General features: G+C 41.9%; 11 protein-coding genes. 2 read left to right on the top strand and 9 right to left on the bottom strand.

The annotated features are described in order from the left end of the window. Positions 1–59 precede the first annotated feature (59 nt). Both sppA and B9N78_RS15780 read right to left on the bottom strand, forming a co-directional pair. Positions 60–944 carry a signal peptide peptidase SppA gene (gene sppA, locus B9N78_RS15785; protein WP_085104011.1) on the bottom strand — a complete coding sequence of 295 codons (885 nt, stop codon included), beginning with the start codon at positions 942–944 and terminating at the stop codon, positions 60–62. After that, on the bottom strand, positions 931–2,679 hold the full coding sequence (locus tag B9N78_RS15780) for a 30S ribosomal protein S1 (RefSeq protein ID WP_085104009.1): 1,749 nt from the start codon (positions 2,677–2,679) through the stop codon (positions 931–933). The genes sppA and B9N78_RS15780 overlap by 14 nt, the downstream gene beginning before the upstream one ends. A gap of 472 nt (positions 2,680–3,151) precedes the next feature. Between B9N78_RS15780 and B9N78_RS15775 the strand changes: the two genes are divergently transcribed. Then, on the top strand, positions 3,152–4,477 hold the full coding sequence (locus B9N78_RS15775) for a diguanylate cyclase (RefSeq protein WP_085104007.1): 1,326 nt from the start codon (positions 3,152–3,154) through the stop codon (positions 4,475–4,477). 62 nt (positions 4,478–4,539) lie between these two features. On the opposite strand, the gene phoU is transcribed toward B9N78_RS15775, so the two are convergent. From phoU to B9N78_RS15755, 4 genes are all read right to left on the bottom strand, one after another. Continuing rightward, entirely contained in the window at positions 4,540–5,205 is a 666-nt protein-coding gene (gene phoU / locus B9N78_RS15770; RefSeq protein WP_085104005.1) for a phosphate signaling complex protein PhoU, read from the bottom strand. 64 nt (positions 5,206–5,269) lie between these two features. Then, complete coding sequence (gene pstB, locus B9N78_RS15765; RefSeq protein WP_085104003.1) at positions 5,270–6,031, bottom strand: phosphate ABC transporter ATP-binding protein PstB; 762 nt, start codon at positions 6,029–6,031, stop codon at positions 5,270–5,272. A 206-nt stretch (positions 6,032–6,237) separates the two neighbouring features. Next, complete coding sequence (locus B9N78_RS15760) at positions 6,238–7,044, bottom strand: AMIN domain-containing protein (RefSeq protein ID WP_085104001.1); 807 nt, start codon at positions 7,042–7,044, stop codon at positions 6,238–6,240. A 199-nt stretch (positions 7,045–7,243) separates the two neighbouring features. Beyond that, the gene (locus B9N78_RS15755; RefSeq protein WP_085103999.1) at positions 7,244–9,724 is read right to left on the bottom strand and encodes a glycogen/starch/alpha-glucan phosphorylase; all 2,481 of its coding nucleotides are present in this window, start codon (positions 9,722–9,724) and stop codon (positions 7,244–7,246) included. Positions 9,725–10,112: 388 nt separating this feature from the next. On the opposite strand from B9N78_RS15755, the gene B9N78_RS15750 reads away from it, so the two are divergent. Further along, the gene (locus B9N78_RS15750; protein WP_085103997.1) at positions 10,113–10,517 is read left to right on the top strand and encodes a Ros/MucR family transcriptional regulator; all 405 of its coding nucleotides are present in this window, start codon (positions 10,113–10,115) and stop codon (positions 10,515–10,517) included. Between the two features lie 90 nt (positions 10,518–10,607). Here B9N78_RS15750 and B9N78_RS15745 read toward each other — a convergent pair whose 3' ends face one another. The 3 genes from B9N78_RS15745 to ald all read right to left on the bottom strand — a co-directional run bounded on the left by B9N78_RS15745 (position 10,608) and on the right by ald (position 14,575). Then, entirely contained in the window at positions 10,608–11,363 is a 756-nt protein-coding gene (locus B9N78_RS15745; protein WP_245805575.1) for an OmpA/MotB family protein, read from the bottom strand. A gap of 89 nt (positions 11,364–11,452) precedes the next feature. After that, complete coding sequence (locus B9N78_RS15740) at positions 11,453–13,261, bottom strand: PAS domain-containing sensor histidine kinase (RefSeq protein ID WP_170921451.1); 1,809 nt, start codon at positions 13,259–13,261, stop codon at positions 11,453–11,455. A gap of 207 nt (positions 13,262–13,468) precedes the next feature. After that, positions 13,469–14,575 carry an alanine dehydrogenase gene (gene ald, locus B9N78_RS15735; protein ID WP_085103993.1) on the bottom strand — a complete coding sequence of 369 codons (1,107 nt, stop codon included), beginning with the start codon at positions 14,573–14,575 and terminating at the stop codon, positions 13,469–13,471. Positions 14,576–14,677 lie beyond the last annotated feature (102 nt).

Below are 14,677 nucleotides of genomic sequence, written 5' to 3'. Positions count from 1 at the left end.
TGCAAAAAGATCTGACTATTGATCGAATTGTAACTCTCAGCTGCTTAAAAATTAAATATCTAATAAGAAAAAATCAATCCGTCAGCGGAAAAAGAACCGGAAGTCTTAAGCCCCAACATGCCGAATATTTCCGAAATTAAAGATTTCTCCTTTTCCGGACCTTCTTTGACGACAACATCCCCTTCAATACCGCAAAGAGCCTTTAAAAGAGTAACCGCATCTTCAAATCCGCCTAATCTGTCAACGAGTCCCAGCTCTTTTGCTTCTCGTCCGGTGAGAGCTCTTCCGTCAGCAATTTTTTCTACAACTTTTCGGTCAAGTTTGCGAGCCGATGCAACGTCACTTACAAATTGATTATGAAGGTCCATAATCAGTCCCATAAGATATTCATGCTGCTCAGGAGTCAGTTCAGCATACGGCGACCCCGCACCTTTGAGCGGTCCGCTGGTGATCTGAACAGGTTTAACGCCGACCTTCTCCATAAGCTGCTTAAAACTCGCATACTCGGCTTTAACCCCGATGCTTCCGGTGATTGAGCCGGAGTTGGCTACAATCTGCGTAGCAGGGGCCGCGGCGTAATACCCGCCTGAAGCAGCAACAGTTCCAAATGAAGCAACAATAGGCTTAACCTGCGCAAAACGCTTTACAGCCAGATATAGTTCCTGTGACGGAGCAATAGTCCCCCCAGGCGAATTAACTCGTAAAAGAACGCCTTTAACGGAACTGTCTTTGCGAAGCTCCCGCAGAAATTTCACCGCAGGTAATGAGTCTGTAATAGTTCCCTGAACGTTAACAATTCCTATTGAACCTGCTCCAAACAAAACTCTTGCTTTGCCATTAAAAAAGGCTGTGGCCCCCCATAGGAGGACCACAGCCATTATAAGCAGGCTGAAACCGAATAGAAACGGATGCCGTGCTGAGAAACTATGCCTAGGATTCGTCATCCTCAGTCTCTGCAGCAGCTTTAGCTTCGGTTGCATCTTCAAGCTTCTGTCTAAGGAGCTCGCCCAGTGAGTTACCTGCATCAGCAGGTCCTGAACGGAATTCTTTAGGTTTGCGCTTGTCTTCTTCTTCTTTCAGCTGTTTGATGGACAGACCGAGTCTGCGTTCATCAGCACTGACATGAATGACTTTAGCTTGGATAGTAACGCCTTCTTTAAACATCTCAGAAGGATTTTTGATCTTCTTGTGAGAAATTTCAGAAACGTGAACTAAACCTTCAATACCTTCTTCAACCTCAACGAAGAGACCGAAATCAGTGATATTGGTGATAAGTCCTTCAAGGGTGCAGCCGACTGGGTACTTTGTAGGTACCTGAGACCATGGGTCATCAGAAAGCTGTTTAACACCAAGAGTGAATTTTTCGTTTTCTTTGTCAACAGTTAGGACTTTCGCCTGAACGGAGTCGCCTACACTGTAAACTTCTGAAGGGTGACGTACTTTTCTTGTCCAGGAAATATCAGAAACGTGGATGAGTCCGTCAATACCGTCTTCGATACCGATGAATACACCAAATTCTGTGATATTTTTGATCTGGCCTTCAAGAACAGTTCCTTCAGGGAACTTCTCTGCAACAACGTCCCAAGGATTAGGCTTAACTTGCTTCATACCGAGAGAGATGCGCTTCTTGTCGGGATCAACACCCAAAACAATAACGTCAACTTCGTCGCCTACACGTACCATCTGTGAAGGGTGACGGAGTTTGCGGGTCCAGGACATTTCAGAAATGTGAACAAGTCCTTCAACGCCGGCTTCAAGTTCAACGAATGCACCGTAATCGGCGAGGTTGGTAACCTTACCGGAGAACTTGGAACCTTCAGGATATTTACCGGAAATATCTTCCCAAGGATCTGGAACGAGCTGTTTGAGTCCAAGAGAGACTTTCTGTCCTTCCTGGTCAAAGTTAAGAACTCTGAGCTCAAGTTCGTCACCGAGAGAGACCATTTCTTTAGGATGCTTGATACGCTTCCAAGACATGTCGGTAATATGGAGAAGTCCGTCGAGACCACCGAGGTCGATGAACACACCGTATTCAGTGATGTTCTTAACCTTACCGATGATAGTCTGCTCTTCTTCAAGAGTTTCGAGCAACTTGGAACGCATTTCATTACGCTGTTCTTCGAGAAGAACACGTCTTGAAACGATAACGTTGCTGCGACGACGGTTGATCTTAAGAATCTTAAATTCGTATGTCTGATCAACGAGAGCGTCCATATCTGGAACTGGACGAAGATCAACGTGGGAACCAGGCAGGAATGCTTCAACGCCGTCGAGATCGACAGTGTAACCACCTTTAATACGGCGAACAATTCTACCTTCGACAATGCCTTCATCTTCCTGCATTTCTTCGAGTTTGTCGAAGAGCTGCATACGTTTAGCTTTGTCACGGGAAAGATGGATAGTTCCTTCGTTTTCGTTTTTGTTTGAAACATAAACGTCAACTTTGTCACCGACCTTTACGGTCATCTGTCCATCTACATCAAGGAATTCAGATGCAGCAATCTGTCCTTCGGATTTGAAGTTAACATCAATAAGAACGAAATCCTTATCAACTTTAACAACTTCACCGACAACAATGCTTCCTTCATCCAAGTTTCCGAAATCAGCATTTAGATAGTCTTCAAGGGCAGCCTCAAAGTCCATCTCCATTTCGGAGTTCAAGTTTTCATTATTTTCCATAAGTTACCTCCAACAACGATGTCCTCGGACAAAATTTCGGCATATATTAAAATGGGGAAAGTACATTGAAATCAAACTGAGCAGCGTTCCGAGGCAGCCGACACACAACTTGACCATTGGCGCAAACGCCGTACTTTATCCCTAATGCCCTAAAAGGGTCTCTCAAGATTGCATTCCATCGGTCGCAACGTTTTGTTCGTCGCCACCAACTTTGTGGATTTTCCTCTTGAGATTAAGAGAATTGCTTCTATCCCAAAAAAACACATATGTAAACAGAATTAAGTGAAGCAGAATAGTTCTACAGCGCAGTAAGAATGCCAAAAATAACATTTAATAAAGGACAACCGAATCTTAATAGTTTACTAATGAAATATAATTTCAGCCATAAACCGTTTACCGAACTACCTAAATACCCTAATCTGTCGGCATTAGACTTTTTTAAAATTCACGCATTTTTCATGGGCAGGATAAGATGATGGCGCATGACCACGACATTTTCCTAAATGCATTCACCTATGCTTCAATCGGAATGGCCATCGTTTCTCCGGGCGGAGCATATCTGAAAGTAAATAAAGCTATATGTGAAATCCTCGGATATAAAGAAACTGAGCTTATGTCCATGAAATTTCAGGACATCACCCACCCGGACGACTTTAATGAAAGCCTTGAAGCAATTAAGCAAATGCTTGCAGGTAACATACAGACAGCTCAAATGGAAAAGAGATATTTTCACAAAAAAGGCCATTTAATAAATGGACTGCTGAATATATCACTTGTCCATAATCCGGACGGAATTCCCCGCTTTTTCATCTCGCAACTTCAAGATATTACACGAAGAAAACAACTTGAAGAAGAATTGACACGTTTTGCAAAGGAAGACTTTTTAACCAAGATCGCAAACAGAAGATATTTCATCGATCATGCTACACGCGAAATGACCAGAGGGGATAGATTCCATGAGCCGCAAGCTCTACTGATGCTTGATATCGATCATTTCAAAGATGTAAACGATACTTACGGGCATGATGTAGGAGATACGGTTCTCATAGCTTTGGCTGATTGCTGTAAAAAGGAGCTGAGATCATTTGATGTGTTAGGTCGTTTGGGAGGGGAAGAATTCGGAGTTTTGCTGATCAATATAGACTCTAAGCTCGCACATAGCATTGCTGAACGCTTACGGAAAGGAATTGAAAAACTTATTGTTCAAACCGCAAAAGGACCTGTAACTTTTACCGTAAGTATAGGCTTAACCACTTTTCAGGGGGGCGGAAACGATCTTGAATCACGGCTGAAACTGGTCGATAGGGCCCTTTATAGAGCTAAAAATTCAGGACGGAATTGTGTCGTGACTTTGGTGCATGGCGAGAAAAATTTTGCAGGAGACAGCAGTCGCACTTCTTTTATCTCTCTTGTATGGAAGAAAGAATACGAGAGCGGCAACAGCACCATTGACAACCAGCACAGAAAACTCTTCATACTTGCAAATGACCTCCTATCTGTAATCATAACAGGGGGGCCAGACGAGGAAGTCTCCGCCATAAGCCGTGAATTAATAACACATACCGTTAAACATTTTCATGACGAAGATATAATATTTCGCAAAACTAAATTCCCGCTTGCTGACGAGCATAGCCGGATTCACAACTCTTTAGTTGAAGATATGAGAAAACTAGTTGTTAATTTTCAAAACGCAAACGCATCCACCGGAGAATTATTTGACTTTTTAGCAGGTAAAGTTGTCGCAGAGCACATGCTGACTGAGGATAAAAAATTCTTCCCGTACTTATCAGATCATTGAAAAAGCCGGATAAATCCGGCTTTTTTAATGCGAAAATGATTATAACCAGCAGCAGAGCCAGATCAACCTCGGCAATGATGCTTTATATTTACGCCCTGAGTTATAAAAATAACTGATTCAGCAATATTTGTCGCCTGGTCTGCTATGCGTTCAAGATGGCTTGAGGCCATGATCAAATGTACGCCCCTTTCAACAATCCTTGTCTCAGATACCATATCTTCGATAAGACTCTTCAGAATCCTGACATTAAGACTGTCTGCATCATTATCCATTCCGCAAACTTTTCCGGCAAGAACCGGATCTTCATCCGCAAAAGCCTTTACAGCCTGTGCAACCATATCTTTAGCAACAACAGTCATCTGCTCAAGTTTCTGGTTAAAAGGAAGAGGCGGCCTGGTACTTAGAAAAACACTGCGGTGCGCAAGATTTACGGCTTCATCTCCTATTCTTTCAAGGTTGCTGCTGATACGCATCGCCCCGACAATGAACCTTAAATCTTTAGCCATAGGCTGATCTAATGCCAATAATTCAATGTTGAATTTATCAAGATCGCATTCCAGCTCATTGATTTTAATGTCATTCATAATGACATCTTCAGCAAGCTCTGCGTTATTCTCAAGAAGAGCTTTTATCGAATTATGCATCGCGGTTTCAGCCATGCTCGACATACGCAAAACCTGAACCTTAAGATCATCCATTTTTTTGGTGAAGTGACCACGCTGCTCCATACCATATCTCCTCAAAGTAACTTAAAATTCAGACAATTCCTCAAACATTCACGTACAGCAATAATCAACCGAAACGTCCGGTGATATAATCTTCAGTCTGCTTATTTTTAGGCTTGGTAAACATTGTTTCAGTCTTGCCGGTTTCAATCAGACGTCCCATATAGAAAAAGGCGGTCTCATCAGAGACTCTGGCTGCCTGCTGCATGCTGTGAGTGACAATAATAATTGTAAACTTCTTTTTAAGTTCGTGAATCAAGTCCTCAATCTTTTGAGTCGCAATCGGATCAAGTGCAGACGCCGGTTCATCCATAAGCAGAATTTCAGGCTCTACAGCCAAAGCTCTTGCAATACAGAGTCTCTGCTGCTGTCCGCCTGAAAGACCTAGTGCACTGGCATGAAGTCTATCTTTAACTTCATCCCAAAGGGCACTGCCTTTCAAACTTTCTTCAACCTTTCTGGCCAAATACTCTTTATCTTTAATGCCGTTGACGCGCAAACCGTAAGCCACATTCTCAAAAATAGATTTAGGAAAAGGATTCGGTTTCTGAAAAACCATTCCCACGCGCCTTCTCAAAGTAACTACATCAAGACCTTGCGCATATATATTTTCATCATCCAGAGTAAGTTCCCCGTCTACTTTAGTACCGGGGATAAGATCATTCATTCTATTTAAACAGCGCAAAAACGTACTTTTACCACAACCGGAAGGTCCGATAAGAGCAGTAACTCTGTTCTCAATAAAATCCATAGAGATACCTTCAAGAGCCTTGAAGTCCCCATAATAAAAATCTAAGTTTCTGGAAGCGATTTTAACAGCTTGCCCCATTGGAACACTCTCCATTCTAAAAAGACTTTCATACAATGTGCGCCGGATAAAAATAATCCGTATCAACGCGACAGTAACTACCTAGCCATAACGAGTTACAGAGCAATGACCCGTTTGTTACATTTGAGTTACACTGGAAAGTTTTAACCACAGCAAGATTATGCTGATTGGAACAGAGGTAAAAAAAGAAGAGGCTGAAAACAATCCTATAGATTAATTTTAATCTCTAAGTGATTAGAAACCTTTTTAATTTCAGGTTTAAATTTGGCAGGCAAATCTTTTTTATTCAAATAAAAAACAATACGCATTCTATCAGGCTGCTCTCCAAGAATAATCTTATCCACAGAGCATCCTTTCAGCCTGTAAATGGACTTAGCAAAATTTTTCCAGTGTCCGTGGATATCTACTACCAATTTTCTAGGCTTACTGATGTTGAACCATGTTATTTTTTTACTTGGTTCTGAAAGAGACATTTTCACAGTCAGTGAGCTATTTGAACAGACCTGTTCAAAGTGACGAAGAGTTCCATACTTAATTTTTTCAACTACGCTTTTTTTAGGAGAAACGGTTTCAATTGCAGCTTTAGGCGAAACAGTCTGGGGAATATCTTTGGGTTTTTCCTTGGTTTCCTCCTGCAAAGTTTCTGTAACAGCTATTGAAGCGACCTTCTTTACAGCCGGGTGATGCTCAGACTGGGAATTTTCATCGTCTTGAGACTCATTAGCAGGAGCCGTCGCGACTTCAAAATCAGTTTCCGGAGCTGACCCGTTTACGCTTGCAGCCTCTGACGTCGCGTTAGAAGAAGTTTCTTCCATATCCTTAGACGAAGACAACGGCAAAACCAGATCGCTCACGGAGTTACGGACAACCGGACCTGAGTTATCATTCTTGCTGCTGACCTCTGAAGGCTCAGAAAGAAAGGAATCAAGCACCCCGAAATGGTACAACCCATAAGAAGCTGTTCCCATAAGGATTATTACAAGAAAAATTATAGTCAGAGGGCGTGCAGACATGATTTACCTTTTACATTTTAATCTAATTTAATTTCGCAAATGCAATATATGAGAATTTTCTACCGATGGCAAAGCCTCATACGGATAAAAACAGTTTTATCTACTGCCGCGCAAAATACTGCATTAAAAAACCCGAAAGTGATAGAGTTTAAAAATCATCACTTCCGGGCCATTCTATTCATAAAACAATTATTCAGAACTATTCATCTTTTTCTACAGGATGAACTCCCCATATACCTGTGGCATATTCCATTATTGCGCGGTCGCTGGAGAAATGCCCCGATCCGGCTGTGTTTAAAATGGACATTTTAAGCCACTTCTGCCGATCAAGCCAAATCCTTTCAAGAGAATCTTGCGCATTCACATATGCTCTGTAATCTGCAAGCGTCATATACTGATCACCGCCTGCAAAAAAAGAATCCAAAATAGGACCGAAGAATCCGCGATCACCTTCAGAGAACGTGCCGTCACCGAGAAGGTTCAGCACCTCTGCAAGCTCAGGATCTCCTCCGATCACATCTCCGGGCACATAACCTTCACGCTTTCTACGTTCAACGTCATCAGCATCCATCCCGAAAATAAAAATATTCTCTTTGCCTACTTCTTCCATTATCTCAATATTGGCACCATCCAAAGTTCCTATGGTCAACGCGCCGTTAAGAGCAAATTTCATATTTCCGGTACCGGAGGCTTCTGTTCCGGCAAGTGATATCTGCTCGGAAAGGTCCGTAGCCGGAATAATATATTCAGCTTGCGAAACCCTGTAGTTAGGCAAGAAAGTGATCCGCAACTTATGGTTAACGGAACTGTCGGAATTAATAACAGCCCCGACTGAATTAATCAGCCTGATAATACGCTTGGCTAGAAAATATCCCGGAGCAGCCTTGCCTGCAAATATCTTAACTCTCGGAACAGCCACGCTGGAAGGATCTCTTTTCAACCTGCAATACAATGTTATCGCATGGAGAACATTTAAAACCTGCCGCTTATATTCGTGAATTCTTTTCACCTGTACATCATACATCCAGTCAGACGGCATATACAGCCCGTATTCTTTCTGTGCATATTGTACCAGTCTCTTTTTAGCCTTCAATCTGCAATTGTACCAACGTTCCTGAAATTCCTGATCTTCGGCCAGAACCTTAAGCTGCTCCAATTGAGATAAATCTGTAACCCAGCCTTTACCTATCTTTTCAGTTATAAGTTCTGAAAGAGGGATGTTGCACTGTTTAAGCCACCTGCGCGGAGTAATTCCGTTTGTTACCGAAGTGAATCGTCCAGGGAACATTTCAACAAAATCATAAAAGATATTTTTCTTGATCAACTCCCCATGCAAAGTGGAAACACCGTTAACAGTGAAGCTTCCCACCACAGCAAGCCATGCCATGCGAACCTGAGGATGCTCTCCCTCCTCAATTATGGACATACGGGTAAGTCTTGCCCCGTCACCTGGAAATCTGGTTTCCACTTCTTCTAAAAAGCGGCGGTTAATTTCATAAATAATGGAGATATGGCGTGGCAGAACCTTGCTCATTAATTCAAGGGGCCATTTCTCCAAAGCTTCCGGCATGACAGTATGGTTCGTATACGCAAAAGTCCTTCGGCAGATTCTCCATGCGTAATCCCATGTAAGAAAATGCTCATCAATTAAAATACGCATCAGCTCTGGAATAGCGATAGCAGGATGAGTCTCATTAAGATGTACAACAGCTCTGTTCGGGAGTTCCGAAAAATCCAGCTTCAACTTCTTAAACCTGCGAAGCATGTCTTGAATGGTTGCCGAAACAAAAAAATACTGCTGAACTAAACGCAACTCTCGTCCCGCACTGCGCTCATCACTGGGGTAAAGCACTTTGGAAATCGTTTCGGTTTTAACAGCGTCTTCCATTGAACGGATATAGTCACCGCTATTGAAAAGATCGAGGTTAAACCTCTTGGCGGGCTGTGCCTCCCAAAGTCTCATATTTATTACATTATCATTTTTATATCCTGGGATGAGCATATCCACAGGCAAGGCCATGACTTTTGCCCTGTCTGTCCAGCGGAGTCTCACGGATCCGTCATCATGAGTATACTTTTCCTCTCTGCCGTATAATCCGATAGTAAAAACGAATCCCCTTCTGCGAAACTCCCAAGGATTTCCGGTATGAAGCCAGTCATCAGGAAGTTCCACCTGCTCGCCGTTCTCAATAGCCTGCTTAAAAATGCCATATTCGTATCTTATACCGTAACCGTAACCGGGAATTCTAAGCGTCGCCATTGAATCGAGAAAACATGATGCGAGTCTTCCGAGCCCGCCATTACCAAGTCCGGCATCAGCTTCTGCGCCTTCGGTTTCTTCCAGCGTAAACCCGAATTTATCAAGAGCCTCTTCTGTTTCTTTTTCAATTCCTAAATTGATGGCATTACTGGTAAGCGATTTACCAACTAAGAATTCAAGCGAAAGATAGTAAACGCTTTTTGCACTGTGATTATAGTACGAGCGTTGCGTTTTTATCCAGTTACCGACCAATCTATCACGCAGAGAATAAGCCAGAGCCTGATAAAGTGAAAACTTGTCAGTTCTGCCATAGTCCCTTCCAAGATTCGAAAGATGATGCTGGCAAATACTTTCAACTAAAGATTCGGAATCAAGTCTGCCAGTTTTTTCCAATACTTCGTTAAAGTCCTTTGTCGCCATACTATAACCTCTCAGTTTTTATTCTTTGTGCAGCAAACCCTTGATCGCTGCATCTGGAATATAATTATTGAACAGTTATAGCGCACAACTGATATTAATGTAATAAAAATTGTCTTTATATTTTCACCGCACCTGTTTTTTCATAATTTAGCGGCGTTAACAATAACCGCCATTTTTACTCTGCATACAAAACTTTTTTAATATTTTTCTTCACCTTTATGTCTATATAATGTTAAACATGTATAATCTAAAAAATACGACTATCCATGTTTAGTACGTGAGGAAAGCACCACAGCAACATTACTCTTTATAAGAGACGTAAAATAATATTATTTCGTAACAATAAATTTACAACTATAAAATCAATCTACAAACAATGGGAGGAAAAATGGAAGATAATTTAAAAGCAGCTCTTGAAATTGTTAAAGCACAGGCAAGCGTTAGAACCATGACGGAGGATGAAATAACTTCGATGGTTCAAAAATTAGCATCAGGAATCATGAGAATAGACGAAGGAATGTCAGAGAATGCTTCTGCAGCAGAGCAGATTCCTCCTGTCGATCCTAAAAAGGCTATCAGAGAAAAGACAATTATCTGTCTTGAATCAGGTAAGTCTTTTAAAGTGCTGACTAAAAGACATCTTGCAAAATATGATATCACACCTGAAGAATATCGGGAAAAATGGGGTTACGCTAAAAAGACTCCTTTAGTCTGCAAATCGCTTCAACGCGAACGCCGCAAGAAAATGAAGGAAATGAAGCTATGGGAAAGGCGGAAAAAAGTTGAAGATTGATTCATAGTATAGTTTACCTTGAAACTGCTCGCTATAGTAAAAGTCCGAATTCCATTTATGAGATTGGAATTCGGACTTTTTAAAATTTTATTACCAATCATTTGATTGAGGCTGATAATAGTATTCAACTCGTCGATTGATTGCCCGGTTTTGAGTGGATGTATTCGGAACAAGCGGTTTTGTACCGGCATAACCTACTGCTTTAACTCTGGTGTGAGATACGCCAGATTTCTGTAGAATATACCTTAAACAAGTAGCAGCTCTTGCAGCCGAAAGTTCCCAGTTTGAATCATAAACATTGTTATGTGTAGGCAGATCATCGGTATGCCCTCTGACTACTAAGTTGAAATTTTTTGTTTTCATTATACCGGAAATTTTATCCAGTACTCCATGAATGCCCGGATCAAGCGTTGCTGTCCCCGGTTTAAATAAAACACGGGAAGGAACGCGAACCAATACGCCGTTCTGATCAGTAGTCACCGACATAAGCTTTGAGATATCACCGGCATTAATAAATGCTCTTATATCAAGTTCAAGTGCCGCCATATCTTTCTTAGCTGTTTCTTTAACGGAACTTTCAGAAAATTTACTATCAGAATATGCAACATGCCGTCCTGATTTATCCTTAAACTGCACACCGAAAGCGTCCTGTATTGATCCTTTCATCTTTTCAAAGTTCGCAATATCCTGATTAGCAAAAGACAAAAGCAGAACAAAAAAGCAAAGCAGCAAAGTAACCATGTCCGCAAAAGTCGCCATCCAAGGGGGCAGCCCCTCCTCAGGAGGAGGTCCGGTTTCTGCTTTCCCCATAATGTATATGATATCTTCGCCTTTTTTCTTGGCCACAACATTTCTCCGATTATCTCAATATAAATGAATTTCTTAAATATGCTAATAACCACCGGCCTGCAAGACGGGATGAAGAAATAGAAATCCTACATATCAACTGCTGACGGCAGTTTGATAATAAAACGCGCCCAGCTTCCGAGCACAGAATATGCTTCCATACTTCCATTGTGTTGATCTGTTATAACAAAATATGACACAGACAACCCAAGGCCGGAGCGTCGCTCAACTTTTTTAGTAGAATAAAAAGGTTCAAAAATACGCTTAAGAACTCCTTCGTCCATTCCTTGTCCATTATCTTCAATTTCAACAACAGCCATTTCTTCTTCTGCGTGGACCCTGAGAGTAAAACGCGGATGTGCGCCATGATATTCTTTTCCCATCATGGACTGTGCTCCGTTCTTAAGAATATTCAAAAAAACCTGCTGAATTTCACTTCCTTCACAATAAACGTCAGGAACGCTGCTGTCATATTCACGGACAATTTCAATCTTACGAAAATCATAATGGTGGCTCAAATCATAATCGATTGCCGCCAGTCCCAGTGTATCATCAAGTAATTTTACAAGGCTGTGTCTTCCCTGATTACTCTCAGCTTTACGGCTGAACATTATCATATCACTGACTACTTTTGCAGCATGGCTGCATGAGGAATAAATCCCGTCCAGCATTCTCGGAATCCCTCTTTTCTCTAAATACTCTCGAACCTTACTAAGTGAGACATCACATTCAACCGCAACATCTTCATTTTTTTTAAGATCACCGAAAACTCGATTACTGATATTTTGAGCATGTCCCGAAATTGCCGCCAGCGGATTATTAACTTCGTGAGCCATCCCGGACGCGAGTGCACCGACAGACATCATCTTTTCATTTTGAATCATGGCCTGTTCCATCTTGATAAGCTCAGTCACATCATCAACGCGGACCACTGCTCCCTCTGCACCGTCAGAGATCAACGGAAATATTGTCACATCCTCATAATAAACTCCGGATTCAGAATATCTGATTTTTCTTTGATTCCGGCTTATCTCTTTTGATCTGATACTTTCAAATATTCTATCAATTTCAGTTTCCATCCGGGGAAAAATTTCAAACAGATTTCTGCCAGATGCCGACTTAGGCGAAATACCTGTTGCCTGCTCAGCAGCTCTATTCCACAAAGTTACCTGCCCATCCCCGTTAACCCCGAGAAGTATTGACGGCATTGAATCTATGATATTGGAAAGATAGTTGCGCAAGCTGCTGAATTCAGCATCCTGTCTGTACTTCTCACTTATATCTTTAAAAACAAAAACAGCACCGGAAATCTTACCATTCTCATCCCTTATAGGAGCGATGGAATCCGCTATATGATATTTATTTCCCTGTTTGGAAATTAGAATTGTATGATTTGAAAGCCCTTTTCCTTCTCCGCTGCGCAAGACCTCGTCTATGGGATTATCAGAAATACCTTTGGAATTAGAGCTGAGAACATTCACAACATTTTTAAAAGCAAGACCTTTCGCTTCGACAAAAGACCATCCGGTCAGCATTTCCGAAACCGGATTCATAAAGGTTACATTTCCATCAGCATCTGTCGCAACAACAGCGTCACCGATGGAATTAAAAGTTATTCGTAAATTATTCTCACTTTCGCGGGCTTGATTTTCGGACTCGGCAAGGATGCTATACATTCGTGAAACGACATAACCGCACGCTAACAGCACCGATCCACTCGTGATCCGCATAAACATTTCATGAGGATCATGAATAGGCATTAAATTCGTTAAAAAGGTTTCGCCTTCAGGGTTAAACCAGAAAAACTCAAGAACACTTTCACCAATCCAAAATATAACCGTGAGCACTGTAAAGGCATACATCAAACTTCTTCCTGAAAATCTCTTGACTGCGACCATGCCTTCCTCCGTCTCGATTCCAAAGTGATAACTCTCAGTTTTTAAAGTTACCATCCATGCAAATAAAACAAAAGACTTCAAATAAAATTTGTTTATTCATTTACAGTATCATTTTCAATATTAATTCAAAAAAGAGGTAAAAGTACTAACTTTTACCTCTTTTCATATATAATCAGGCTCGATTTAAAAACAAATTATTTTAAAATTTTAAGCAAGAGCTTCATCAGGAGTAATTGTATCCATTCCGAAAGCTTCTCCGACAGCCGCAAAAGTAAGCTTGCCGTCTATAGTATTAAGACCGAGTTTCAAAGATTCATTGGCCCGCAAAGCATCAAGCCCTTTGTCCGCAAGCTGCATTGCATAAGGCAGAGTCTGATTAACCAACGCGAAGGTAGAAGTTCTCGGGACATCGCCTGGCATATTTGCAACCCCGTAATGCACAATACCGTCAACCACAAAAGTAGGGTCAGTGTGTGTTGTAGGCTTACTGGTTTCAACACATCCACCCTGATCAACAGCTACGTCAACAATAACAGTTCCTTCTTTCATGGTTGAAAGCATATCACGGGTGATAAGATTAGGAGCCTTGGCCCCGGGAATTAAAACCGCACCTATTATAAGATCAGCCTGAGTAACTGCGGCGCGGATATTAGGCTCAGTAGAAGTCATGGTAACAACTCTACCGTTAAAAATATCATCAAGGTACTGAAGCCTTGAATGGTTTACGTCAAAAATGGTAACCTTAGCCCCCATGCCTACAGCAATTTTAGCAGCGTTGGTACCGACAACGCCTCCGCCAAGAATCATTACATTCGCAGGAGATACACCGGGAACTCCGCTCAACAGGACTCCTCTGCCGCCCTTAGTTTTTTTTAAATGAAGTGCGCCTTCCTGAACAGACATACGTCCGGCAACTTCACTCATGGGAGTGAGCAAAGGCAGCGATCGATCCGGCAGCTGAACCGTTTCATATGCAATGCCTGTGGTGCCGCTCTCAAGAAGGGCATCCGTCAACTCTTTGTCTGCGGCAAGGTGAAGATATGTAAAAAGCAAAAGCCCCTTGCGGAGGTATTTGTACTCAGAACTGATAGGCTCTTTAACTTTAATGACCATTTCAGCGGACCATGCTTCATCAACCGTTACCATTTTCGCTCCGGCAGAAACATACTCGTCATCGGTCAGACCGCTTCCTGTACCTGCCCCTTTTTCAACAACAACGCTGTGTCCGCGGCGGACAAGACTTTCAACTGCGCCAGGAGTCATAGAGACCCTGTTTTCCATAGTCTTAATTTCTTTAGGAATACCAATAAGCATTTCATCAACTCCGAAAAAGATAAAAGTTTTGATAAAACCTTATGCAGCCTGACTCCATAAGTCATTATGCACCTGTAAACCACGCAACTAAAAATAGGCGAA

Source organism: Desulfovibrio gilichinskyi (assembly GCF_900177375.1).
Lineage (GTDB): Bacteria > Desulfobacterota > Desulfovibrionia > Desulfovibrionales > Desulfovibrionaceae > Maridesulfovibrio > Maridesulfovibrio gilichinskyi.
This window is presented reverse-complemented; position numbering and strand designations above follow the sequence as displayed.